This window comes from Pedobacter heparinus, from assembly GCF_032678725.1.
Taxonomy (GTDB): domain Bacteria; phylum Bacteroidota; class Bacteroidia; order Sphingobacteriales; family Sphingobacteriaceae; genus Pedobacter; species Pedobacter heparinus_A.
Map to the genome: position 1 here is coordinate 124,009 of NZ_JAVTSC010000003.1, position 23,069 is coordinate 147,077.

The 23,069-nt window shown below is 41.7% G+C and carries 24 protein-coding genes; 7 read left to right on the top strand and 17 right to left on the bottom strand.

Annotation, left to right across the window (positions count from 1 at the left end; translation table 11 throughout):
- Positions 1 to 52: 52 nt before the first annotated feature.
- Both R2Q85_RS05965 and glmM read right to left on the bottom strand, forming a co-directional pair.
- On the bottom strand, positions 53 to 1,198 hold the full coding sequence (locus R2Q85_RS05965) for a cysteine desulfurase family protein (protein WP_316810837.1): 1,146 nt from the start codon (positions 1,196 to 1,198) through the stop codon (positions 53 to 55).
- Positions 1,199 to 1,216: 18 nt separating this feature from the next.
- Entirely contained in the window at positions 1,217 to 2,605 is a 1,389-nt protein-coding gene (gene glmM, locus R2Q85_RS05970) for a phosphoglucosamine mutase (protein ID WP_316810838.1), read from the bottom strand.
- A 156-nt stretch (positions 2,606 to 2,761) separates the two neighbouring features.
- Between glmM and R2Q85_RS05975 the strand changes: the two genes are divergently transcribed.
- The 3 genes from R2Q85_RS05975 to R2Q85_RS05985 are packed head-to-tail and all read left to right on the top strand — an operon-like array spanning position 2,762 to position 4,787.
- Positions 2,762 to 3,493 carry a class I SAM-dependent methyltransferase gene (locus R2Q85_RS05975; RefSeq protein ID WP_316810839.1) on the top strand — a complete coding sequence of 244 codons (732 nt, stop codon included), beginning with the start codon at positions 2,762 to 2,764 and terminating at the stop codon, positions 3,491 to 3,493.
- Positions 3,490 to 4,053, top strand: coding sequence for a phosphatase PAP2 family protein (locus tag R2Q85_RS05980; protein ID WP_316810840.1), 564 nt, complete (start codon positions 3,490 to 3,492; stop codon positions 4,051 to 4,053). The genes R2Q85_RS05975 and R2Q85_RS05980 overlap by 4 nt, the downstream gene beginning before the upstream one ends.
- Positions 4,053 to 4,787, top strand: a complete 735-nt coding sequence (locus R2Q85_RS05985; protein ID WP_316810841.1) for a ZIP family metal transporter — start codon at positions 4,053 to 4,055, stop codon at positions 4,785 to 4,787. Before R2Q85_RS05980 ends, R2Q85_RS05985 begins: the two co-directional genes overlap by 1 nt.
- Here R2Q85_RS05985 and R2Q85_RS05990 read toward each other — a convergent pair.
- The 9 genes from R2Q85_RS05990 to R2Q85_RS06030 all read right to left on the bottom strand — a co-directional run bounded on the left by R2Q85_RS05990 (position 4,784) and on the right by R2Q85_RS06030 (position 10,837).
- Complete coding sequence (locus tag R2Q85_RS05990) at positions 4,784 to 5,233, bottom strand: MarR family winged helix-turn-helix transcriptional regulator (RefSeq protein ID WP_316810842.1); 450 nt, start codon at positions 5,231 to 5,233, stop codon at positions 4,784 to 4,786. The genes R2Q85_RS05985 and R2Q85_RS05990 overlap by 4 nt on opposite strands.
- 11 nt (positions 5,234 to 5,244) lie before the next feature.
- Positions 5,245 to 5,406, bottom strand: a complete 162-nt coding sequence (locus tag R2Q85_RS05995; RefSeq protein WP_316810843.1) for a DUF5522 domain-containing protein — start codon at positions 5,404 to 5,406, stop codon at positions 5,245 to 5,247.
- A complete protein-coding gene (locus R2Q85_RS06000) occupies positions 5,406 to 6,347 on the bottom strand; it encodes an exonuclease (protein WP_316810844.1) in 942 nt (313 codons plus the stop codon). Before R2Q85_RS06000 ends, R2Q85_RS05995 begins: the two co-directional genes overlap by 1 nt.
- Entirely contained in the window at positions 6,347 to 6,940 is a 594-nt protein-coding gene (gene coaE / locus R2Q85_RS06005) for a dephospho-CoA kinase (protein ID WP_316810845.1), read from the bottom strand. The genes R2Q85_RS06000 and coaE overlap by 1 nt, the downstream gene beginning before the upstream one ends.
- Positions 6,940 to 7,827 (bottom strand): YbbR-like domain-containing protein, encoded by an 888-nt coding sequence (locus tag R2Q85_RS06010; RefSeq protein ID WP_316810846.1) that lies wholly within the window; start codon positions 7,825 to 7,827, stop codon positions 6,940 to 6,942. The genes coaE and R2Q85_RS06010 overlap by 1 nt, the downstream gene beginning before the upstream one ends.
- A 134-nt stretch (positions 7,828 to 7,961) precedes the next feature.
- Positions 7,962 to 8,291, bottom strand: coding sequence for a preprotein translocase subunit YajC (yajC, locus tag R2Q85_RS06015; protein WP_316810847.1), 330 nt, complete (start codon positions 8,289 to 8,291; stop codon positions 7,962 to 7,964).
- A 22-nt stretch (positions 8,292 to 8,313) separates the two neighbouring features.
- Positions 8,314 to 8,763 (bottom strand): DUF1573 domain-containing protein, encoded by a 450-nt coding sequence (locus R2Q85_RS06020; protein WP_316810848.1) that lies wholly within the window; start codon positions 8,761 to 8,763, stop codon positions 8,314 to 8,316.
- 1 nt (position 8,764) lies between these two features.
- A complete protein-coding gene (gene nusB, locus R2Q85_RS06025) occupies positions 8,765 to 9,715 on the bottom strand; it encodes a transcription antitermination factor NusB (RefSeq protein WP_316810849.1) in 951 nt (316 codons plus the stop codon).
- A gap of 33 nt (positions 9,716 to 9,748) precedes the next feature.
- Positions 9,749 to 10,837, bottom strand: a complete 1,089-nt coding sequence (locus R2Q85_RS06030) for a Glu/Leu/Phe/Val family dehydrogenase (RefSeq protein WP_316810850.1) — start codon at positions 10,835 to 10,837, stop codon at positions 9,749 to 9,751.
- A gap of 111 nt (positions 10,838 to 10,948) precedes the next feature.
- Between R2Q85_RS06030 and R2Q85_RS06035 the strand changes: the two genes are divergently transcribed.
- Positions 10,949 to 12,739 carry an ABC transporter ATP-binding protein gene (locus tag R2Q85_RS06035; protein ID WP_316810851.1) on the top strand — a complete coding sequence of 597 codons (1,791 nt, stop codon included), beginning with the start codon at positions 10,949 to 10,951 and terminating at the stop codon, positions 12,737 to 12,739.
- A gap of 69 nt (positions 12,740 to 12,808) precedes the next feature.
- The gene (locus R2Q85_RS06040; protein ID WP_012781556.1) at positions 12,809 to 13,135 is read left to right on the top strand and encodes a DUF3276 family protein; all 327 of its coding nucleotides are present in this window, start codon (positions 12,809 to 12,811) and stop codon (positions 13,133 to 13,135) included.
- A 75-nt stretch (positions 13,136 to 13,210) separates the two neighbouring features.
- Here R2Q85_RS06040 and R2Q85_RS06045 read toward each other — a convergent pair whose 3' ends face one another.
- From R2Q85_RS06045 to R2Q85_RS06070, 6 genes are all read right to left on the bottom strand, one after another.
- A complete protein-coding gene (locus tag R2Q85_RS06045; RefSeq protein ID WP_316810852.1) occupies positions 13,211 to 16,189 on the bottom strand; it encodes an outer membrane beta-barrel protein in 2,979 nt (992 codons plus the stop codon).
- Between the two features lie 51 nt (positions 16,190 to 16,240).
- On the bottom strand, positions 16,241 to 17,122 hold the full coding sequence (locus tag R2Q85_RS06050; protein WP_316810853.1) for a hypothetical protein: 882 nt from the start codon (positions 17,120 to 17,122) through the stop codon (positions 16,241 to 16,243).
- Between the two features lie 174 nt (positions 17,123 to 17,296).
- Positions 17,297 to 17,905 (bottom strand): HAD family phosphatase, encoded by a 609-nt coding sequence (locus R2Q85_RS06055; protein WP_316810854.1) that lies wholly within the window; start codon positions 17,903 to 17,905, stop codon positions 17,297 to 17,299.
- 20 nt (positions 17,906 to 17,925) lie between these two features.
- Positions 17,926 to 18,945, bottom strand: a complete 1,020-nt coding sequence (locus R2Q85_RS06060) for a cytochrome d ubiquinol oxidase subunit II (RefSeq protein WP_316810855.1) — start codon at positions 18,943 to 18,945, stop codon at positions 17,926 to 17,928.
- A gap of 4 nt (positions 18,946 to 18,949) precedes the next feature.
- Positions 18,950 to 20,278 carry a cytochrome ubiquinol oxidase subunit I gene (locus tag R2Q85_RS06065; protein ID WP_316810856.1) on the bottom strand — a complete coding sequence of 443 codons (1,329 nt, stop codon included), beginning with the start codon at positions 20,276 to 20,278 and terminating at the stop codon, positions 18,950 to 18,952.
- A 109-nt stretch (positions 20,279 to 20,387) separates the two neighbouring features.
- Complete coding sequence (locus R2Q85_RS06070; RefSeq protein ID WP_316810857.1) at positions 20,388 to 20,993, bottom strand: hypothetical protein; 606 nt, start codon at positions 20,991 to 20,993, stop codon at positions 20,388 to 20,390.
- 213 nt (positions 20,994 to 21,206) lie between these two features.
- On the opposite strand from R2Q85_RS06070, the gene R2Q85_RS06075 reads away from it, so the two are divergent.
- Entirely contained in the window at positions 21,207 to 22,025 is an 819-nt protein-coding gene (locus R2Q85_RS06075) for a hypothetical protein (protein WP_316810858.1), read from the top strand.
- A gap of 109 nt (positions 22,026 to 22,134) precedes the next feature.
- Complete coding sequence (locus R2Q85_RS06080) at positions 22,135 to 22,983, top strand: DUF2911 domain-containing protein (protein ID WP_316810859.1); 849 nt, start codon at positions 22,135 to 22,137, stop codon at positions 22,981 to 22,983.
- The last annotated feature ends 86 nt before the right edge of the window (positions 22,984 to 23,069 follow it).

The following is a 23,069-nucleotide window of genomic DNA, read 5'->3' on the forward strand; positions in this document are numbered from 1 at the left end:
CATAAAAAAGGCCTTGAACAATTCAAGGCCTTTTCATTAATATCAGGTTATTTTAAACCACAACGTTTTTATCTACAATTTCTTTTACTTTTTCTACCACAAAGTCCAATTCAGCTTTGGTATTGTATTTACTGAAAGAAAAACGTACCGAAGGGCGGCCAGGATCAGCCTGGATCCCCGTAAGCACATGCGAACCAATATTTGAACCCGAAGAGCAGGCACTTCCACCCGATGCGGAAATGCCGTTGATATCCAGGTTAAACAACAGCATATCAGCCATGTCCGTTGCTGGAAAGGAAGCACTCAATATGGTGTACAAACTTTTATCGGCATCGGTTTCCCCATTAAAATAAACATCAGGAATCTCTTTCAATTTAAGCATCAGGTAATCCTTCAAATCCTGGATATATTGCTGATGGCTTTCCATCTTGGCATAAGCAATTTCGAGGGCTTTTGCCAGCCCCACAATTCCGTAAACATTTTCTGTACCTCCACGCATGTTCCGTTCCTGGGCACCACCAAAGATCATGGGGCTGATTTTGATGTTATGGTTCACAAACAAGAAACCTGCTCCTTTAGGGCCATGCAGCTTATGAGCAGCACACACGATAAAATGGGCTTTTAATCTTCTTACATCGTGGATGTAATGCCCCATGGTTTGAACAGTATCACAATGATAAATGGCATCATACCGCTCACAGATATTCCCTACCCTTTCTATATCTGTTAACGTGCCCAGCTCATTGTTCGCATGCATTAACGATACAAATGAACGCTCATTGTTTTGCAGCAATTCTTCCAGGTGCGCATAGTTCACATTGCCCTTTCCATCTATATCAACAAAACTCAGCTTATCAATTACTCCTTGTTTTAATAACATATTTAAGGTGTGCTCTACCGCATGATGCTCTATTTTAGAAGTAATGACATGTTTAATCTGATAAGCAGCAATGCCACAACGGATGGCGGTATTGTCTGCCTCCGTACCACCAGAAGTAAAAAATATCTCGGCAGGGGTAGCATTTAACAAACCGGCAACCGTTTTACGCGCCTTTTCAATCAAGGTGCGCACCTCACGTCCCTGCGCATGAATTGAAGATGGGTTTCCGTAATAATTGCTCATCACGTTTACCATCTCCGTCATCACTTCCTTGTCTAAAGGTGTGGTGGCGGCATTGTCTAAATAAACCCGTTCCATGATAATATTCTTTTTCTGTTAATTCAGTTTTAAAATTTCTTTGATGTCTGAAATGATCTTTGCCGCAAGGCCCTCCGCTACCGTTTCGGTACCAGCCTCACTGTAAATGCGGATGATTGGTTCAGTGTTAGACCTGCGCAGGTGTACCCATTCCTTATCAAATTCAATCTTTAATCCATCTATCGTGCTGTTGGGCTGATCCTTATATTTCTCCTGTACTTTGATCAATAAAGCATCGATGTCCATCTCCGGTGTAAGCGTGATTTTATTTTTAGAGATATGGTATTCAGGGTAGCTGCTGCGCAGTAAAGAAATAGACTTACCAAATTTTGCAAGGTGGGTAAGAAACAACGCGATACCTACCAAAGCATCCCGGCCATAGTGCAATTCAGGATAGATAATTCCCCCATTCCCTTCACCACCAATGATGGCATTTGTCGCCTTCATCTGGTTCACTACATTTACTTCACCTACAGCAGAAGCATGGTATTGTCCACCCGATGCTTCCGTTACATCCCTTAAGGCCCTCGTAGAGGACAAATTTGATACCGTATTGCCTGGTTTATTTTTAAGGATATAATCTGCTACTGCAACCAGGGTATATTCTTCCCCAAACATTTCCCCATCTTCACAAACAAAACAAAGGCGGTCAACATCAGGATCAACTACAATTCCCAGATCTGCTTTTTTACTTTGCACCACCTTAGCGATTTCAGTTAAATTCTCAGGCAACGGTTCCGGATTATGTGGAAAATGTCCATCTGGCTCACAGTATAATTCGTAAACTGTTTCCACGCCAAGCGCTTTCAATAAGGCCGGAACAAAAATGCCACCTGTAGAGTTTACACAGTCAATTGCTATTTTAAAGTTTGCTTTTTTAATCGCGTCCACATCAACCAGTGGCAATGCCAGGATAATGCCAATGTGCTTTTGCAGGTAAGTATCATCACTAAGCACTTTGCCCAGATTGTCTACATCGGCAAATTCAAATGCTGCCTTTTCCGCAATATCCAACACTTCTTTTCCATCTGCATCACTGATAAATTCACCTTTGTCATTTAATAATTTCAACGCGTTCCATTGTTTCGGATTGTGGCTTGCCGTCAGGATGATCCCGCCGCCTGCCTTTTCCATAGGAACTGCAATTTCAACAGTTGGTGTTGTGGACAGCCCAAGGTCTATCACTTCAATGCCCAATCCTTGTAACGTCCCGATGACCAGATTGTTCAGCATTTCACCCGAGATCCTGGCGTCGCGGCCAAGAACAATTTTTTTAATGTTGGTTCTGTTGATTACCCAGGAGCCATAAGCTGCTGTAAATTTTACGATGTCTATAGGGGTTAGACCATTGCCGGCAATGCCGCCAATCGTGCCCCTGATGCCGGAGATTGATTTTATAAGTGTCAAGTTATTCAGTTTTCTCCAAAAATAAGAAAAAAACAGGGAACCAATTATTTTAGTTGGGTCATAAATAAGCAAATGCTTTAAATTGGCATTTGCTGTTTAAATAAACTTAGCTGTTGCAGACCAAAACACTATATTTGTACTTTTTAAAGGTTAACTATGCAGCGCAAGTGGTTTCAATACTGGTTTAATTCCCCTTATTATCATATCCTTTACAGTCAACGTAATGATGCTGAGGCGGAATTTTTAATCGACAACCTCTCCGCCTATTTAAAACCAGCAGCTGAATCACGCATCCTTGACATCGCCTGCGGAAGGGGCCGGCATGCCATTTATCTCCATAAAAAAGGATACGATGTAACCGGCATAGACCTTTCTGAACAAAGCATTAAATATGCACAGCAATTTGAGCAAAAGCACCTTCATTTTTTTGTGCACGACATGCGGAAGTTGTGTTTCATCAACTATTTCGACATTGCCCTCAATCTTTTTACCAGCTTTGGCTATTTCGAAACTGAAAAAGAGCATGTCAATGCCTTAAAATCTTTCCGGAAGAGCCTTAAAACAGATGGCATACTGGTTATTGATTACTTTAATACTCAAAAGATTATCAAGAACCTTACCCATAAAGAAACCAAAACGGTTGAAGGCATAGAATTTCACCTGAGCAAATTTGTGACGAATGGCAAAATCATTAAGCACATCAATTTCGAACACCGCGACAAACCCTTTGCATTTGAAGAGCGTGTACAAGCTTTTGAACTTAGTGATTTTGAAAGGATGTTTCAAAAAAGCGGCTTACAGATCAGCGCAGTATTCGGCAGTTATGCGCTGGAAGCCTATGACGAGAACAAATCAGAGCGTTTGATCTTAATCTGTAAAAAAGCATGATAGAAAGTTTGCAGCAATTTGATGTAGAGCTGTTTTTAAAGATACACAGGGGCCTTGCCAATCCTTTTTTTGACTGGCTGCTGCCTTTAATGCGCAACAGGTATTTCTGGGCGCCGCTTTACCTCTTTATCGTTGTCTTTTCCTTTGTAGAATACAAAAAAAGAGCAGGATATATCATTGGCATGCTGCTGGTTACTTTTGCCATGGGCGACATGATTGCCTCCCGGCTGATCAAGCCCTTTGTCGCAAGAGTAAGACCCTGTAACGAACAGACGTTAGTGGATCAGATCCTCCACAGGGTACCTTGCGGAAGCGGCTATAGCTTTCCATCTGCCCATGCAACCAATCATTTTGCTATCGCCATATTTCTGATTTTTGTTTTTTATCACAAATGGAAACCCGTATTGCCCATCGGCCTTTCATGGGCTTTTATCATTTCTTTTTCTCAGATCTATGTAGGCGTACATTACCCCATTGATACCATGGCAGGTGCTTTGCTGGGCACTGCAATCGGTTTTTGTACAGCCAAAATTTACAAAAAAATACAACCGCAATTATAATGGAAATCTGGAAATTACTCATTCTATTTCTCAGTGCATTTTTAGGAGGCATAGCCATTTTTTTGGTTAAAAGTGACAAATCTCAATTACTGAAATTAATTCTTTCCTTCAGTGGGGCCTATTTATTTGCCATCACGGTATTGCATTTAATACCAGATGCTTACAACGGACCTGACCATGAAGAAATCGGAATATTCATTTTAATAGGCTTCTTGTTACAGATTCTACTTGAACAGTTTTCAGAAGGCGTTGAACATGGTCATATCCATAAGCATAACGACCACCAGGTATTCCCTTACGGAATAATGATCAGCCTTTGTCTGCATGCTTTTTTAGAAGGTATGCCTTTGGCAAAAGATCAGCACAATGCGCTCATTTATGGCATATCCCTGCACCATATCCCTGCAGCCTTTGCCCTGGCCAGTATTCTTTTACAAAGTAAATTCAACAGGAACAACATCATATTTTACATCAGTGTATTTGCCATTATGGCGCCATTGGGTTTTTATGTAAGCTATGGCATCAGCAACGGAAGTATCGGCGGTGTAGAAGCTTATTTTAACAAAATCATGGGTATTGTGATCGGCATATTCCTGCACATCTCTACCACCATTCTGTTTGAATCAAGCGTTGACCATAAGGTAAGCAGGCGTAAAATGATTGCCGTACTCTGTGGTGTAGCCATTGCCCTGATCGGTTTTTATACCAGCGGGCATAGTCATCACGCCCACTAGCCCCTCATTTTGTCCAGCAGGTCATTCAGCTGCCGCGCTTCCGCTTCGCTTAAGTTAGAGGAGATCAGTACCGATAAACTCACGTCTTTATCCATTTCTTTCAGCAGGGCCAGTCCCTTATCACTGATCAGGATATCTACAGCTCTTTTGTCCTCGGTATTGGAAGCCTTGATCACCAGGCCTTTCTGTACCAGGCGGTCTATGATTCTGGATACATCGCACATTTTATCCAGCATTCTTGTTTTCAGGAAATTGACAGTACAGGCACTGGGATACTGACCCCTTAAAATCCTGAGTATGTTAAATTGTTGGGTAGTTACTTCAAAAGGCAATATGGCCTGCTTCAATTTTTCATTGCACCAGTTCCCTGTATGAAGTACATTTACAATCACCTGGTGATGTATACTCTCAAATCGGGTAGTCAGCGTTTCTTTCTGCAACTGCATTTTTTATTCCTTTATTTATCTGCGTCCGGCCTGCTCTTTAATTTGGATTTACCAAAACCCCATGGGCAGTGTTTACATTTATTCTTACAACAGTACCCACGTTTAAGGTGGTATGCAGCAGTAAATACCATCAAACCATTTTCGTTAAAATAGTAGTCTGCCCCTTCTTTCATCAGTTAAGCAATTTAACGACCAAACTTGTTTCAAAATGGCTTTTCAATTGAATTCCGCTTCCGTGATTGGTCCATATCTGACTAGGGTTTACTTTTCCTACCGTAAAAAGAATGTCGTTCCAGTCTGCATGATCAGAGATGTACAGCTGAATTTCGTGGTTATTTTGCAGGTGTTTCCAACCCGTAGCAAATACCCTGATCACATTAATTGCCTTAAAATAACTCCTAAACACCATTGGAGGCACCAGGTATACCATATTGGCAGGGCTATTTTTCATCACCTTACGATCGTAAGCCTCATACCTTCCGAGGTTTATTCCCATCTGCTCATATATTTTAACAAAGGGGAGCATACTGTGGTGTACCAATATCCTTTTTTCTATACAATGGTCATTCATTAAACTAATCAGTCGCTGGCATTTCCCCAGCGAATAAGCACCCAGCATGATGTTATTCTGCGTAGCATTTAACTTCAGGATTTCTTCTTCTGCCACAGGATGCTGGGTACCCGGATCGGCAAAAGTAGTTTCCGTGATCAATACATCCGCCTCAACAAACTCCATAGGTTCACAGGTTTTATCAGGCTGCAGCTTATAATCTCCTGTATAAAGATATTTTACGCCTTTATACTCCATTAAAACCTGGGCCGAGCCCAATATATGCCCCGCAGGAATAAAACTGATCCTGACCCCGTTCAGGTCAAAGGAAGAATAATATGTTTTAAGATAGAACTCCCCGGCTGCAAACTTTTTATAGCGGTGTTTCATAAACAATGCGGTTGCTGCTGTGCAATAAACAGCAAGGTTACCACCAATGGCATGGTCGCCATGGGCATGAGAGATCACCGCCTGTTTAACTATTTCTTTAGGGTCCAGGTAAAAATCCCCATACTTACAAAACAAGCCTGTTTTGGTAACTACTATAAAATCATCCAGTATCATTAAGGTCTATTTAAAAACAGTTCGTGCAATTTGTTCACCTGGATGATCAGTGAATCTGTTTCATTGTTATGAATGGAATAATCGGCCAGTTTGATCTTTTCTTCATCCGGCAATTGTTTATCCATCCGGGCTTTCACCTGTTCCGCACTCAACCCATCCCGCTCCATTACCCGCTGCAGCCTAACCTCTGCCGGTGCAAGCACTAAAATATTCTGGTCACACATTTTATACGATCCGCTTTCAAATAACAAGGCGGCTTCTTTAAGCACATAGGGAACAGTTGCGGGTATTTGTTTTACCCATTTATCAAAGGCCCGGAACACAGCGGGATGTATCAATGCATTTAATTTAGCCAGCTCATCCGCATGGTTAAATACAATACCGGCAATATATTTATTGTTTAACAGTCCCCCGGCAGTATAGCTTTCTGCTCCAAAAGTATTTTTAACACCTGCGATCAACAACTCATCGGTCAGCATAATTTGCCTGGCCACGGTATCTGCATAAAAAACAGGAATACCCATCGTTTCAAACACCTTACAGACGGTTGTTTTTCCGCTACCTATTCCTCCTGTAATCCCTATCTTCAACATTACTTTTCAATAATAAAATCTACTTTTCCCGGCACAACCTGGATCAACCTGCAATAATCCGGAAAGCGCACAATCTTCACCCTTAACCGGCCATGGTGCAAATTTTTCCATTCATCCATATCCACAACTGCCTCTATAAAATCTTCGTTCACCTGGCTATATTTAGATAAGGCCACCATAAAGGTCACCTTTACTTTTTTAGGGTACAGTTTTATGCTGTAATAAGCACTGTTGTTGATGATTTTCAGCGGCACTTCCAGTATCTTTTCTGTAAACTCATCAACAGGTACTTTTACCTCAACACTGGCGGGAAAAATACTCACGTTTTTTAATCTGCTTTGCCTCATCGCCACTACTTTTTTAGTGGTATACTGTATATCATCAAGATTCAGCGAATCCGTTTTCCATTCCTTAATCCTGGCCAGCTCCTGTTCAGGACCAGAGATGGTTACATAATCAGGCGTAATTTCAATAGGATTTGAAACCCCATACTGTTTTACAAAAGTAAACTTTGAGGTTAGCTTAACCGGAACCCGCTTTACCGTTTTTTCAGAAAAATCAAAATACAGGGTATCCGGTTTTACAGAGATGATCTTCTGTGAGGTTTCCAGTTGCCTGTTCACGTTATACAATTGCTCAGAAAACAGGATAAAATTTCTGTTGTTTAATTTTTCCAGGCTGATGGAGATGGACTGGGGGTTAACCCTTAGCCGGGCAAAAAGCAGTTGCCAGCCTGTACCCTCTACCTGTAAATCTACTGTATCAGGCTGTAAGGGATGAAAAGCTTTTTTCTGAGGGATGCTGCTATACTTTAAGACCGTTTTGGCCGTATACACATATTTATTGTTCAATGCCATAAACAACCACGCTGCGATTGCGATTAACAAACAGGTGATTAAAACAAGGAAGCGTTTTCGCTCTATTTTTGTGAGTTTGATAAAGGGCATTTCGTAACAAATATACTCAAATGCAAAAGCCGCACCAAACAAGGATGCGGCTTTTGCATTTATAGCTTGAAAACTTATGCTTTTGGTGCTTCCTCAGCTTTCGGAGCGACAGCTTTGGTTGCATCTAAAGAGACAGCAGTTTTATCAAAACGGATTTTGGTACCACCTTCCACTTCAATTAAAAAAGTAGTTTCGTTCATATCGGCAATGCGACCGTGTATACCTGCAGTGGTTACAATTTTATCGCCCTTTTTTAAAGCTTCAACCATTTTTTTAAGGTCTTTTGCTTTTTTAACCTGTGGCCTGATCATGAAGAAGTAAAATACGACCATGATTAAAACCATAGGTATTAAGGTGCTTAACATATTGTTTCCCTGGGCCTGCAAAATTACTGTTGATATCATATTCTTATTGTATAAATGTATATTAATTCGATTTTTCCTTAATTTCTCCTGTCAGGTGTAAACTGGCAATATTGGGCTGGGCATTAGAAGTAACGGTAATTACTTTATCCTGCATACCAGATTTTCCATTGCTGTCAAAAACGACCTTTATCTCCCCATCCGCACCCGGTTTAATAGGTTCCTTTGGCACTTCCGGTACGGTGCAGCCACAGGTAGCGGTAGCATCTAAAATGATCAAAGGGCTTTTACCTGCATTTTTGAATTTGTAGCTGTAATAAACTTTTTCACCTTGAGTGATCTTTCCGAAATCATATTTATCATTCTCAAATTGCATTACTGCTGCATCAGCAGTTGCAGGTGCAGCAGCCGTGACACCTGTTTCCGCAGGCAAAGTTGTGCTGTTTTTTGCAGTGTTTTGGCAGGAGGCAAACGATATGGCAGCCAATGCCAGTATAAAGATCTGTTTCATCATATTATTCTTCTATTAGTCCGCGACCAATTTTATGTATGTTGTTTGTTCTTTTCAGATCACCTAAAATTTTATCCAAGATACCGTTAATAAACGAATTACTTTTCGGTGTACTGTAATCTTTTGACAGATCTAAGTACTCATTAATCGTCACCTTAACAGGGATAGAAGGAAAATTCATCAATTCACATATCGCCATTTTCATCAGAATGGTATCCATTAGCGCAATACGTTCCGACTCCCAGTTCTTGGTTCTTTCGGCTATCATACCCTGATACTCCTTATCACTCTTCAGCGTATGTACAAACAGGTCTTCTACAAACTTGCTGTCTTCTGCCCAATCCTGGCTTATCGGTGTGAGTTTATTTTTAAACGGATCTTCCGAAGTAAAGTTCTTGATGGTTTTAGCCACCATTCCCTGCATCACCTCCTTGTCTACTGACCAGTTGATAAATTTGTCTTCAAAAGCCTGGATGATGTTATGGCTTTTCAGAATGATCTTCCTGAAAATAAATTTGATGATTGTTTTTGATTCCTCCAGATCGTTATTTGCGTCAGCCAGGTAGGCCGCATACTCGGGGCTCACTTTCAAGGTGTTGAAAATCGCTTTTACAATCTCCGGATCGGCCATCCAGTTGATCCTGTACTTATGTACCGCAGCACTAAAATCAGGATTCTGTTTCAACGTTACTGCAAACTTATTGTGCAGCAGTTTTAAATTTGGATTCAGGTCATCTGCCGTAGGCAAATGCTTATTGGCACGCTCAGTAGCGTCTATGCCTGTATACTCTGTCACCTCTACCAATAACGAAAGCATCCAGATGTACATTTCATATACATTATCAATACTTTGCATTAACGCCTTCTTTGAGGAAGCCAGATCCTTTTTGTCTGTCATGTGCCAAGCAAAAATGTTTTGCAGAGCTTTAATTCTTAAGTGCCTTCTATTTAACATGAATGTAAGAACGAGTGGTAAATTACCTGTTTATTAAAATGATGATTTTATTTTTTTGATGTCAATTATTCTTTGTTCAGCAATACGGTTAGCTGCAATTATCGTTGGAATGTTATCTGCTTTAGACATTTTTATTACGTCCCTTGTGGCATTGTAAATATTTTCTGTAAGCTGCATGGTCCGTTTTTTTCCGAAGCCGGTTAATTCAGAATAACAGCTGATCAGCCCACCCGCATTGATCAGGTAATCCGGGGCAAACAAAATGCCTTTTTCCAGCAGCAGTTGCCCATGTATATTTTCATCTGCCAGCTGGTTGTTCGCTGAACCTGCTATAATGGCAAATTTCATTTTATGAATGGTCTTGTCGTTCACCGTAGCCCCCAATGCGCAGGGTGCATAAATATCGGCATCCAGACCAAAGATCTTATCTGCGCCGATCGGTTTAGCTTTATAAGTACGGGCTACATGCTGCAGGCGTTCTTCATTGATGTCACTGATGTAAACCTCTACATTTTCTGCTCTCAATAATGCCACCAGGTGCTCACCCACATTTCCTATACCCTGTACCACTACTGAACGTCCGGCAAGCATATCCGTTCCAAAAACTTCTTTTACACAGGCTTTTATCCCCAAAAACACACCTTTCGCTGTGGTTGGCGCCGGGTTACCTGCCCCCCCCAATGATTCCGGAACACCGGTAACATGAGTGGTTTCCATACGGATATATTCCATATCCTTAGTAGTAGTACCTACATCTTCAGCGGTAATAAATTCTCCGTTCAGGTTTTTAATGAATCTGCCGTAACTGCGCATCATCGCCTCAGACTTTCCTTTTCTGGAATCGCCGATGATCACAGCCTTGCCCCCACCTAAATTAAGACCGGTAATTGCAGCTTTATAAGTCATGGCACTCGATAGTCTGAGTACATCTTCCAGGGCCTCTGATTCTGTAGCATAGCTCCACATGCGGGTACCTCCTAATGCAGGACCTAAAGTGGTATCGTGAATGGCAATAATTGCTTTTAATCCGGTATCGGGATCATTACAATAAACTACTTTCTTGTGCCCCGATGCACTTAATTGATCTAAAACTGAATTCACAATAGAACTATTACCAGACATATAATTTTATTTATCAGATATCTCGCAAAACTAGCATAAAAAAACATTATTTACATTGTTTTAACCAAAGAGTTTAAAAAAACACCTCCATTTGGATATCTTTACATCCTGATGAAGCACCTGCGTTTTTTAAACAAATACTTCTATAAATATAAATGGTGGATTATCCCAGGGATTTTCTTTGTGATCATCTCCAATATTTTTGGCGTAATCCCTGCCCAGGTGATTGGCCATGCTTTTAACCTGATCACCGAAAACATTCAGATCTATAGGTTATTTGACGGCTTTGAGCGTGCAACAGTCATTTACGATATATTTAGCTACAGCTTATTCTATTTTGGTATGCTGGTACTGGTACTGTACCTGCTCAGGGGGCTTTTCCTCTTTTTTATGCGGCAAACCATCATCCTGATGTCCAGACATATCGAATTCGATATGAAGAATGAGATCTATGCACACTACCAGAAACTAAGCCTGGGATTTTACCGGCGCAATAATACCGGCGATCTGATGAACCGGGCTACCGAAGATGTGAACAGGGTACGCATGTATGTAGGTCCTGCCATTATGTATACCATTAATACTGCTGTGCTGTTTATCCTGGTGATTTACGCCATGTTCTCTGTAAACGCAACACTGGCCCTTTGGTGTTTAATGCCCTTGCCGGTACTGGTACTGATCATTTATTTTGTGAACACGCTCATCAACCAGAAGAGTGAACAGATCCAGGAACAGCTGTCTAAACTATCCAGTTTTGTACAGGAAAGATTTTCCGGTATCCGGGTCATCAAATCCTATGTCAGGGAAGATTATACCCAGGAAGTATTTGCTGCCGAAAGCCAGGGTTATAAGGACAATGCCATGGGACTGGTCAAGGTACAGGCCCTCTTTTATCCTACTATGCTGTTATTGGTTGGTTTAAGCACCATCCTTACTGTCCATATTGGAGGTAAGCAAGTAATAGAAGGAGCCATCACACCAGGCAATATTGCCGAATTTATTGTATATGTAAACCAGCTTACTTTCCCTGTTACGATGCTGGGCTGGGTTACCACTTTAATTCAGCGTGCTTCTGCTTCCCAAAAGCGCATCAATGAGTTTTTACAGCTCAACCCGGACATTACCTCAGCAAATCTGCAAACACCCCCGCTAAAAGGTAACCTTAAGTTTGAGCAGGTTAATTTTACCTATCCAGATACAGGTATTCAGGCTTTAAAAGATGTGTGCTTCGAAATTGAACAAGGGCAGTTTGTAGCTATAATCGGCCGTACAGGTTCAGGAAAATCGACCCTGGCCAACCTGATCATGCGCATGTATGATATAGACAGCGGAATGATCTCTGTTGACGGACAGCCACTGAAAGGCCTCAATTTAAACAACTACCGCAGCCAGATCGGCTTTGTACCCCAGGAAGTTTTTCTTTTTTCAGACACCATTAAAAACAACATCGCTTTTGGTTTAGACCAGGTTACCGACGAAGCAGTGAGCAATGCGGCAAAAAACGCGGCAGTGTACCACAATATTATCGATTTTGAGCAGAAATTTGAAACCATGCTGGGCGAAAGGGGAATTACTTTGTCAGGCGGACAAAAACAGCGGGTATCTATTGCCAGGGCCCTGATCAAGGAGCCGGGTATGTTGATATTTGACGACTGTCTTTCTGCAGTGGACACCCGTACAGAAGAAGAAATTTTAAGAAATCTGAGCAAAATAATGAAAGATAAGACAAGTATTTTGATCGCGCACCGAATTTCTACCATAAAAAATGCAGATAAGATTATTGTGCTGGACAGCGGAAAAATCATTGAACAAGGCAATCATGAGCAATTATTGAGGTTAAATGGGGCTTATTCAGAAATGTACCAGAACCAATTGCTGGAAGAAGAAAGCCAATCCTTGTAATTTCTATTTTGAACTTTAGTAATTATTACTTTATATTTACCCGAACCAAAACCAAGATCAATACCAACCATGGGAGAATTTGACAACAAAGAGAGAGAAGAGGTTTTTTCGAAGAAAGTAAGGGCCGGTAAAAGAACTTATTTTTTCGACGTAAAAGCGACCAGATCAGGAGATTACTACCTAACCCTAACAGAAAGCAAGAAAAGGCTGGAAGATGGTGTTTTTGTAAAACACAAAATCTTTTTATACAAAGAAGATTTTGAGAAGTTTACAGAGGGACTAAATGAAACGGTTGACTACATTAAGAACCATCAGGATGTGGTAGAAAAACGCTACGAATATTCTGAGAACCACGAAGGAGTAGCAAGAGTAAAAGACGATGACTTTTCCTTCTAAAAAAATATAAGCATTAAAAAAAGCCCCTAATAACTTAGGGGCTTTTTTAATGCAATCCTGCTGAGGAATAGCCGATTACATAAAGCTTCCGTCACCCCTGCGCATCATGCCTCTGCCGCCCCGGCCCTGGGCACCCGTCCATTTTTGTAAACGCATGCTCAGACGCAGCATAAAGTACCGGCTCAGCGCATTGGATTTGGTATCGGTATACCCTCCATCCTCACTGTTGTCCCGGCTTACAAAATTGTTCTGGTTCAAAATATCGAATGCCTGGAAAGTAACCCTTCCCCTGCGGTTAAACAGTTCTTTCTCTATATAGGCATTTACCACAAAAGGATTGCTGGTTACATTGGCATCAATTCCGTTTACATAGTTTTTGCTGGCGCTGTAACCAAAAAGCCAGGTGTTCAGGAAATACATTCTTCCGTCCACATTAAGCGCAAGCGTATTGGTCTTGGTATCCCGGAAGCCAGGTAAGGTATTGGTCGATTTCGTATAGTTATAAGATATGTTCGGGTTAATCTCGAACCAGTCGTTCGGATTGATCCTCGGGCCAAACCGCTCAATGAAAGTCATTACTGTATTCACGTTCTTTTGCGATGCACTCATAGAAATGCGGTGGTCATAACTGGCTGATCCGCTAAGGGCCAGGTTATACCTGCGGTTACTCAGTTGTTTACTGATGGAATAGTTTCCATTCACTTTATACGCCCCATTTGTATTTAAAAAACGGGTCTCTGTAATGTAAATGGTATCTTTTCTGCTCGTAACAGGATCTGTCAGTACCTGATCAATGATCTGCACATTATTCCTGATCACCGAATTATCTGTTAATGATCCATTCAGGTTAAACGAGTAATTCAGCTTAGAATTGGCAATGTAATTGTCATATCCTGCTCTGACTGTGTGCTGAAAAGACGCATTTAAGTTTGGGTTACCTACAATAGGATTTTGTGGATTGGTAACATCGCGTACCGGCTGGATCTGGTCGAAAGTCGGTTCTACTGCATTTCCCGAATAATTGATCGACATCTTATGCTGCCTTGACCATAAATATTCAAAACGGGCAATGGGTACCAGGTTAAAACTGCTCCTGTTGGTAGTGGTACCCAAACTTACCTTGGTACCCGACAGTAAAGATGGAATTGCCGTTACACCCAACGAAAAACGTACTTTAGACATATTACTTAAGCCATAACGGTAATTTAATGCAATACGCCCCTGTGTAAAGGAATAGTCGTAAATATTGCTCAAAGAATCGATCACCCCTGATGGGTTTCCATTGATAATATTTTGAGTGGTAGCTGTATTGTCGTATCCGTTGTAATTTACCTGGGCATTTAATTCCAATTGTGTATTAAGCGTCAAAGGTTCTGCAAACGTAAAACTCCCCCGGTAATTGCTCTGCAGATTTTTCCTGGCAACAATCCGGTTTACAGCCGAATCCCTTTGCTCTGTTTCTGCCTCGTTTAAAAAGTAAATGATCTTCACATCCTGTTCCTGCTCCTGGTCCAGGTTATTGCTGTTTGCATCCACCTGTAAGGATAGATTCCTTCGGGGTTTCTCAAAAAGATGCTGATAAAAAACAGAAGCACCCAATTGGGGCCTGGTATTTTTACTGATATTCGTTCCTTCACGGTTCTGGTGATAAAACCCGGTTTGCTGTATGTTTGAAAACCGGGTATTATTGGCCGAACTATAGCGCAAGGTAGGGACCACGCGTAAAAAATTACTGCTGTCCAGGTCCATTTCTATTTCTGCCCTAAAATTATGGCTTTTATTCATGTTGTCTCCCTGGCTAAGGCTGTTCGCAAAGGTATAGTAAGTAGTATCTCTCATTACCGGAACGCCATTTTTAATTACCTGGATCCGCTGACGGGTCGGACTAACCGAATAGCTGTCATTTAATGACTTCACATTGGTATTGCTAAAATCATAGTTCAGGTTAATTTCAACTTTTTTACCTATTTTATCACGAATGCTAAATGAGGCCCGGCTCGAAGTAGTGGTACCACCACTGCCACTATTGCCAGAGCTCTGGTTGCTGTTGTTGTTTTGGTTACCTTGTCCGCCACGGCCACCGCCTCCGCCACTGCTGCTATTATCACTGCCAGCTACTCCGTTTACGGTATTGTTGATCCTTGCATTTATACCAATCGTTTGATTTTTATTTATACGTGTTCCAAATATTCCCGCTTCATAACGGTCATTATTTCCGGCACCTGCAAAAATGTTAGCCATATTTCCCACAGATTTATCTTCCCGGGTAGTAATGTTCAGTACTTTTTCAGGATCACCATCTTTAATCCCTGTACGCGCGGCCTGATCCCCATAGTCGTCCACGATCTGGATTTTGTCTACAATTTCCGCGGGAAGGTTTTTAATGGCAGTTGCAATGTCACCTCCCTGGTATTCTTTACCATTTAATTTTGCCTTGGTAACATTCTGGCCCTGATGCACCAATGTACCATCGTTGCCAACCTCCATACCCTCCATTTTTTTAAGCAGCTCATCTACGGTCGAATTGGCCCTTACAATATAATCGCTGGCCTTGTACTCTACGGTATCCGTTTTATAGGTAATGGACGGCGTCCCATTGATCACCACTTCATTTAAAGTGTTCTTTTGCTCTTTAAGCACAATCGGATCCATCACAATGCGGGGTATCGCATCATTTTGTTTGTACCGGGCGGGTTTGGAGGAGCTATAGCCTATACTTTGTACCAAAAGGATATAAGTGGCCGATTTTACATTTTTAAATACAAATATACCATCTGAATTGGTACTTGTTTTTAAAGTATCCTTGTCAGAAGTTAAACTCACTGTTGCCCCAATTACACCCAGATCGGTACTGTCTTTTACAATACCACTGATTTCCCTTACAGGAAGTGGTGGAGGGGGGCTTTGTGCATTCGAATTTTGTGCAAAAATTTTCAGCCCGCTGAACAGCAACAAAAAAAACAGGATGCTGGCCCGGAGCATTAAACTAAGGTAGCGGACATAAGGAGAATTAAAGTGCAAGTGCACAGCGTTAACCTGGTTGTAATATTTCATTCGTGTGTTTGTGTCTAGTTGGATTGTGTTTGTAAGGAATAGGAAGAAATATTATTTTTTAACCAAGATATATTTGCCCCAGAAATCTGTCGGGCTCATCATGTCCTGGAAGTTGATGCTGCTGCGCATGCCACCGCCTCCACCACCGCCGCCGATTCTCATACCGCCGCCGCCACCTCCAAAGTTTCCCCGGCCGCCACCACCGCCACCGCCAAATCCACCATCCAGACCTGGCAACTGCAAGCCGTTTACTTTAATATTATAAGCGAACTCAGCAGCCGAATCAGCGGAGATACCTAAGGCCTCCAAAGGAATACCTATTTCATAAAAAAAAGAATTGTCCTTTTCTATGTTTGCAAAAGCTTTAATACCAAATTCATTGTAAATAGAAACGAGGGTGTCTGTTGTATTTTTAAAGCCTTTTATCTTAATTTCCTTCGCCTGTGCCAGCTGTGTTTTCTGCATGGCGGCCATCATAGAATCTCTTTGTTTGGTATTGGGCTGTCCGCCACCACCAGCAGCCATTCCCATAGTTCTGAACTGTCCTCTGCCACCGCCCTGTCCGCCCCTGCTGGCCCTGTGGATGATGGGATAAGTAAGCGTGATGCTTTCTTTTTCTTTTTTCTTCCCATCAGGATTTACAGATAAGGTGATGCCACCTGCAAGTATTTTCATATTGTTGGGTACATCCGTAGATTTGATCACGAGATAAAGGTTCTTATCATCGTTGCTCATGATATAAGCAAGATTGGTCCGCTTATTTACCGAAAAATTGGCATCCTGCCATTCAAAATTTTTACCATCAATTTTAACGGCATGTGGAGCCTTCACACTAACTTCTTGAAGTTCAGTAATTTTTTGCGCATTCACTACCGTACTAAAGCCTGTAAGCAGGAAAATCTGGAATAGCGCTTTGAAATATCCTTGTTTCATATCTGGTGTTCTACTAAGTTGCAATCTAATTAAGACCTGATAAAATGATTTTGGTTTAATGCTTTTTTCTATTTTAATAACAACATGCCTTACTCATGATAAAAAGACTGCGAATTAAGCACAAAAACAATTTATTTAACTCTTTTTAACCTAATTTGTTACACAAAAACACTGTTAAACGATCTGGTCAATCCTTAGCCAGGCCATTCCGGCAGATTTGGCGGCTTCCACTCCTGGCAGCCCGTCTTCAAACACCAGACACCTGCCGGGTTCAACATGTAACAATGCTGCTGCTTTTAAAAAAGGATCGGGAAAAGGCTTTCCTTTCAGCGTATCACCGGCACAGATCAGCACCTCTACCAGATCGTCCACACCCAATACCTTCAATGTTTTTTCAATGGCTTCCCTGTCGCCACCCGAAACCACTCCAATGCGCACTTTACCAGCACTGGCTTTGAGGTGCTGTAACACAAAATCTATGGGTACAATCTTTTCCATATATTCCGCAGCATACAACTCCGCCTTCCTGGCCCTGAATGCTATCGGGTCAATGTTGCTTTGATAACGGATGTTCATTTCCGTAACCACATCAGCTATCGGCCAGCCGGCCAGTTCATTGATCATCGCCGGATCAATGCTGACCCCGTACTCATTTGCAGTAGCGATGTAAGTAGCGGTATGCGCAGGCATGTTATCGGCAAGCGTACCGTCGCAATCGTATAAAAATGCCTGATAATCGCCTTCAGAAAGTTGTCTGAGTTTTAAAAATCTGGATAGCTCCATAGTAATGGCAATTGAATGAATTAATGATCAGTAGCTATTTCTTTTCTTTTTTGGAAGCTATAAATGAGATAAACCAGTGCGGGCAGGATAAATATACTGCCGATAAGCAGGGCATAACCCAATGAGGCTATTGTTTTGGCCTGGCCCTGGTGCGTTAACAGGGAAAGATTTTCACCGTTTTTAAGCAACACGATATCCGGGAAATGGCTGTAAGTAGCTGCAAATAAAATCATGGTCACCTGGAAACCGGCGAGCAGGCGCAGCAAAATTGGTTGATCCTTGTTCAGTGCATAAAACAGCATGACCAATGAAATACTGGCCGCAATAATTGCAATTAAACCAGGAGTATCACCAAAAATCCATTCCGCTAACGGAATACCCTCAGCATATGCTGCCAGGAACACCAAAGCGCCACAAAACATTACAATAAAAATCGTCCTACGGGCTTTGCCGACAAAATGTTCCCTATCTCCACCATTATCTGTTTGACCGATGATGAAAATGGTAGCCAAAAAACCACAGATGCTGACCGTAAAAATGCCCACCGCTACCGAAAACCAATTGAGCCAGCTAAATACATAGGCCGATAAAAAGTTATTCGCTTCCGGATCTATTTGCCCGGATACCGAACTGGCGGCAATAATGCCTAAAAAAAACGGGGTGATCAGGCTCGAATACACAAATATGGGCGTATACACCTTTTGCATGTCATCTTTTACCGCATCATAATTTCTGAACACAAAAGCCGTACCCCGGGCAATGATGCCCAAAAGCATGCAAACCAGCGGAATGTGCAGGTAAACAGAAATGGTTGTGTATATTTTAGGGAAACCTACAAACAGGATCACAACTGCAATGATGAGCCACATGTGGTTGGCTTCCCATATCGGCCCTATAGCCTTATACATCGTTTTTCGGGTTTTCGCTTTATTGGATTTTGCCGTCATCAGCTCTATGATCCCGGCGCCAAAATCAGCCCCGCCAAGCAAGATATACAACAAAATGGCCGTCCACAGGAAAACAATAACTACATATATCATAAAGCTAGTTTTTAGATTGAACTGATTCGGAATCGTATAATTTGCCCACCATACTGATCTGGCGATACAGCAATAAACATACAATGATGGCAAGCGAAATGTACACCGCCGTAAACAAGTAAAAGGAGTATTTAATACCCGGCATAGGTGTTACCGCGTCGGCAGTACGCATCACTCCGCGGATGATCCAGGGCTGTCGTCCCACCTCTGTTACTGTCCAGCCTGCTTCCAAAGCAATAAAGCCCAATGGTGTTGCCCCAATAAACAGTTTCAGCAGCCATTTGCTGTTCAACCAATGCTTTTTCTTCCACAAAGCGATGAAGTATAAAATGGAAATCAATACCATGGCCATACCCAGGCCAACCATGATCTGGAATGCATAATGGGTAATGGCAACAGGCGGCTGGTCTGCTTTAGGTACCTGATCCAGCCCTTTTACTTCCCCATTAAAATCGCCGGTTGCCATAAAGCTAAGCAAGCCAGGAATCCGAAGGGCATAATCCACTTTTTTATTCGCTGTATCGGGTATGCCACCGATAATGAGCGGGGCAAACTTTTCGGTATGGAAATGCGCTTCCATGGCCGCCAGTTTTTCAGGTTGTCTTTTGGCTACATCTTTAGCCGATATATCGCCACTTATGGGCTGCAAACAGGCAGCCACGGTACCAAATACCGCAGCAATTTTAAAAGCCTTCCTATGGAAAACCACATTTTTCCCTTTAAGGATCATGAGTGCATGAACACCAGCAACCGCAAAACCCGTGGAAACAAAAGCAGCTACACTCATGTGCAGTGCCTGTGAAAACCAGGCCTCATTGAACATCGCTTTTATCGGATCGATGTTTAGATATTGTCCGTCGATATAATCAAATCCGGCCGGACTGTTCATCCAGGCATTTGCCGCAACCACAAGGATACCCGACAGCAGTCCGCTGATCCCAACAACCACACCGGTAGCCCAGTGAAACCAGGGGTTGATCTTGTTCCAGCCATATAAATAAAAGCCAAGGGCTATGGCTTCTATAAAAAATGCCGTTCCCTCTAAAGAAAACGGCATTCCAAATATAGGTCCGGCATGCTCCATAAATTTGGGCCAAAGCAGACCAAGTTCAAAGGAGAGTACCGTACCAGACACCGCACCCGTAGCGAAAAAAATGGCTACTCCCTTGCTCCAGGCCTTGGTCACATCGCGGTAAACCACATTTTTGGTTTTGAGCCAGTAAAAATGCGCTACCGACATAAAGAAAGGCATAACCATGCCAATACAAGCGAAAACAATGTGAAAACCAAGAGAGAAGGCCATTTGCAGGCGGGCAGCTAAAAAATCGTCCATAATTTCATTCCATAAACGTTAATGCTAAAAGAAATCGTTTACAAAAGTACGGCTTATCTGCTTTGAAAGGGTCTTTTCTGCCAAATTATTATCACTGTTTTCACATATTTTACCAGTTGTCTTGCCCGGCCACATTTAAACTGAACATCCGGGTCAAAACTTCATCCATAACCTTCGCTTCTTTTTTTAAAAAAGAGGGTTTCATTTCATACTGGTTAGATTTGAAGGCCAGATCATCGTAGCTGAATTTCACGTTTTGTTCTGCGTAATAATTCTTGATCATGATCTTTTTAACAGTCACCCTGTATTTTCCTGTTTTAAAGTCTATTACCGCGAAAGCAGCAAACAGCGTATTCCTGGTATAGGGCGTCAATATCGTTGAGAGCTCAGCCCCTTTTGCATTAAAATAAGAAAGAAAGCCCCTCAATTCATTGGTACCGGCATCAATCTGCTTAAAAATGCCTGAGCGTCTAAAATAGCGTTCTATCTGTTCCGGCTGCATACGGGTATCAAATACCTTTTGCCAGACGAGTTCGTAATTTTCAATTTTAAACCCGGTCTCCTGATCAGAATCTGTGCTTTTTAATGGAGCAAAGCGCTCCCGGTTCTCGGGTACAGACGCAGGATAAACGTCGTCTTTTTTCTCCTTTTGCTGCGCAGTGGCTGATAGTACGGAACTAAAAGCCAAAGCGGTTAATAAAACTACTGCTTTCATTGGTGTAAATGTTTATTTGTGTGTAATCAAATATACTCTGCTTAATGCTAAATTTTGAAGTATATAGCAAAATGTTGCATAAAACCCAAAAAACATTTTATTTCACACAAAGAAATAATTACAATATTTATTAGATAAATAATTTTATATTAAAGATAATTATAAATAGATTTACAACAACTAACAGCAGTATTCATCTTAAACCCAATCATCATGGATCGTTTTAAAAAATACCAAAGCGTTTTGATACTTTTAACCACATTGCTCCTGCCAGCCTGTAAAAAAAATAAAGCTGCATCAGAAAACCCTGCTCCGGAAGAAAAGCGGGCTGATCAACTATTTGTACCTGTCAAACTGGAAACTACCGGCCTGGCAATCACCTTAAAATATAAAGAAAATACAGCGCTGCTTAACGGAATAGAAGACACTGAGGGAAATAAAATAGCCTTGGCTTACAACAATAAGTTGCAGCTTTCGAAGCTGGAAAAATACAGGAATAATAAATTGTATTATGCAGCCTACTATGAATACAAGGAAGAAAAGCTGGCCCAGCGGGTCAACCAGTTTGAGCATGATCCAACATTTGACAGCTTTACGCCTATAGGTTTCTATACCCTGGCCTATAACGATTACCGGCAATTTACCGAGCTTAAGTACTACAACAGCAACAGCACAGACAACCTTACTAAAGCCTGCACCAGGTCTTATGGCCCTTCCCAAAACCTGTCCGCACATACCTCAACCATTTACCCGAACCAGACCAATCTGCTGAGCTACAATTTCGACAATAAAAAAGGAATGGCAAGCCACATTGCTGAAAGTCAGTATCTTGCCCTGGAAATGGAATATCCCTTCCTGCTTTCTTCAGTCAACAACATTTTAAGCTATTCCAATCAGCAAATGCCGGCCGAAAACTCCAGCTTTACTTACGAATACAGTGCCGAGGGCTATCCCTCAAAAATGACCATCAGCAGCAATAAAAAAACACAGACCTTTAAAATAACCTATAAGGTATTGCTGGACCAGCGTTAATTTAAACAGGTTTTTCTAATTTATTCGTCATTTTGCCCCTACACCTCAGATTTAATATAGAATACGCAATCATAAATGTAATTTAGCGTCCAACAAAACTTATAATCCAATGAGAACAATGTTTAAAACAATGCTGGTGCTGGCAATTGCAGCGACACTGACTACCGATCTTCAGGCGCAAGGCTTAAAAATGCCCCAGCCTAGCAGCAGTCAAACCATTACGCAGGAGTTTGGTTTGGGCAAGATCACACTTAGCTATTCACGCCCTAATGTTAAAGGGCGTAAAATTTTTGGGGAACTGGAGCCCTATGGAAGCGTATGGCGTACCGGCGCAAATTCTGCAACGGTAATTACGTTTACTGAATCTGTAAAAATCGGGGATAAAGAACTGACTGCCGGAGATTATGGCTTGTTTACCATTCCCGGTAAAGAGGAATGGACGGTAATTTTCAACAAAGGTGCAAAACAATGGGGCGCCTATGAGTACAAAGCATCCGACGATGTACTGAGGATTAAGGTTAAGCCTGTTAAACTAAAAGATAAAGTTGAAACTTTTACCATACAGTTTACCAATGTATTTCCTACTTCAGCACAATTACAGTTAATGTGGGAAAATACAGCTCTGAATTTAGATTTAACAACTGAAGTTGATGCAACAGTAATGGCAAGCATTGACGAAGCCATGAAGGGCGAGAAGAAACCTTATTTCCAGGCTGCTCAATACTACTATGCCAATGACAAAGACCTGAACAAAGCACTGGAATGGGCTACTACAGCAGATGCCGGCAATACCAAAGCGCCATGGATAAAATTATTAAAAGGACGTATCCAATTAAAAAAGGGTGATAAAGCTGCTGCTGTCAAAACTGCGACGGAAGGTTTGCAAATTGCTACGGAAATCAAAAACCCGGAATATATCCGTTTACATACCGCATTATTGAACGAGGCAAAGAAATAGGCCTTCGAATGCTGACAAAAGCCTGATGTTTTGAGCCTGCTCCTAACATCAGGCTTTTTTGTGCACCCGATATCAAAGGCTCAATC

What these genes read in the sequence shown, in the direction of transcription:
- R2Q85_RS06050 (WP_316810853.1), bottom strand. Translation starts at nt 17,122, where the DNA reads ATGAAACAAGGATATTTCAAAGCGCTATTCCAGATTTTCCTGCTTACA.
- coaE (WP_316810845.1), bottom strand. Translation starts at nt 6,940, where the DNA reads ATGTTGAAGATAGGGATTACAGGAGGAATAGGTAGCGGAAAAACAACC.
- R2Q85_RS05965 (WP_316810837.1), bottom strand. Translation starts at nt 1,198, where the DNA reads ATGGAACGGGTTTATTTAGACAATGCCGCCACCACACCTTTAGACAAG.
- R2Q85_RS05990 (WP_316810842.1), bottom strand. Translation starts at nt 5,233, where the DNA reads ATGCAGTTGCAGAAAGAAACGCTGACTACCCGATTTGAGAGTATACAT.
- R2Q85_RS05985 (WP_316810841.1), top strand. Translation starts at nt 4,053, where the DNA reads ATGGAAATCTGGAAATTACTCATTCTATTTCTCAGTGCATTTTTAGGA.
- R2Q85_RS06020 (WP_316810848.1), bottom strand. Translation starts at nt 8,763, where the DNA reads ATGATGAAACAGATCTTTATACTGGCATTGGCTGCCATATCGTTTGCC.
- R2Q85_RS06065 (WP_316810856.1), bottom strand. Translation starts at nt 20,278, where the DNA reads ATGGACGATTTTTTAGCTGCCCGCCTGCAAATGGCCTTCTCTCTTGGT.
- R2Q85_RS06030 (WP_316810850.1), bottom strand. Translation starts at nt 10,837, where the DNA reads ATGTCTGGTAATAGTTCTATTGTGAATTCAGTTTTAGATCAATTAAGT.
- R2Q85_RS06040 (WP_012781556.1), top strand. Translation starts at nt 12,809, where the DNA reads ATGGGAGAATTTGACAACAAAGAGAGAGAAGAGGTTTTTTCGAAGAAA.
- R2Q85_RS06070 (WP_316810857.1), bottom strand. Translation starts at nt 20,993, where the DNA reads ATGAAAGCAGTAGTTTTATTAACCGCTTTGGCTTTTAGTTCCGTACTA.
- R2Q85_RS05980 (WP_316810840.1), top strand. Translation starts at nt 3,490, where the DNA reads ATGATAGAAAGTTTGCAGCAATTTGATGTAGAGCTGTTTTTAAAGATA.
- R2Q85_RS05995 (WP_316810843.1), bottom strand. Translation starts at nt 5,406, where the DNA reads ATGAAAGAAGGGGCAGACTACTATTTTAACGAAAATGGTTTGATGGTA.
- R2Q85_RS06060 (WP_316810855.1), bottom strand. Translation starts at nt 18,945, where the DNA reads ATGATATATGTAGTTATTGTTTTCCTGTGGACGGCCATTTTGTTGTAT.
- yajC (WP_316810847.1), bottom strand. Translation starts at nt 8,291, where the DNA reads ATGATATCAACAGTAATTTTGCAGGCCCAGGGAAACAATATGTTAAGC.
- R2Q85_RS06055 (WP_316810854.1), bottom strand. Translation starts at nt 17,905, where the DNA reads ATGGAGCTATCCAGATTTTTAAAACTCAGACAACTTTCTGAAGGCGAT.
- R2Q85_RS06075 (WP_316810858.1), top strand. Translation starts at nt 21,207, where the DNA reads ATGGATCGTTTTAAAAAATACCAAAGCGTTTTGATACTTTTAACCACA.
- R2Q85_RS06000 (WP_316810844.1), bottom strand. Translation starts at nt 6,347, where the DNA reads ATGATACTGGATGATTTTATAGTAGTTACCAAAACAGGCTTGTTTTGT.
- R2Q85_RS05975 (WP_316810839.1), top strand. Translation starts at nt 2,762, where the DNA reads ATGCAGCGCAAGTGGTTTCAATACTGGTTTAATTCCCCTTATTATCAT.
- R2Q85_RS06035 (WP_316810851.1), top strand. Translation starts at nt 10,949, where the DNA reads ATGAAGCACCTGCGTTTTTTAAACAAATACTTCTATAAATATAAATGG.
- R2Q85_RS06045 (WP_316810852.1), bottom strand. Translation starts at nt 16,189, where the DNA reads ATGAAATATTACAACCAGGTTAACGCTGTGCACTTGCACTTTAATTCT.
- nusB (WP_316810849.1), bottom strand. Translation starts at nt 9,715, where the DNA reads ATGTTAAATAGAAGGCACTTAAGAATTAAAGCTCTGCAAAACATTTTT.
- R2Q85_RS06080 (WP_316810859.1), top strand. Translation starts at nt 22,135, where the DNA reads ATGAGAACAATGTTTAAAACAATGCTGGTGCTGGCAATTGCAGCGACA.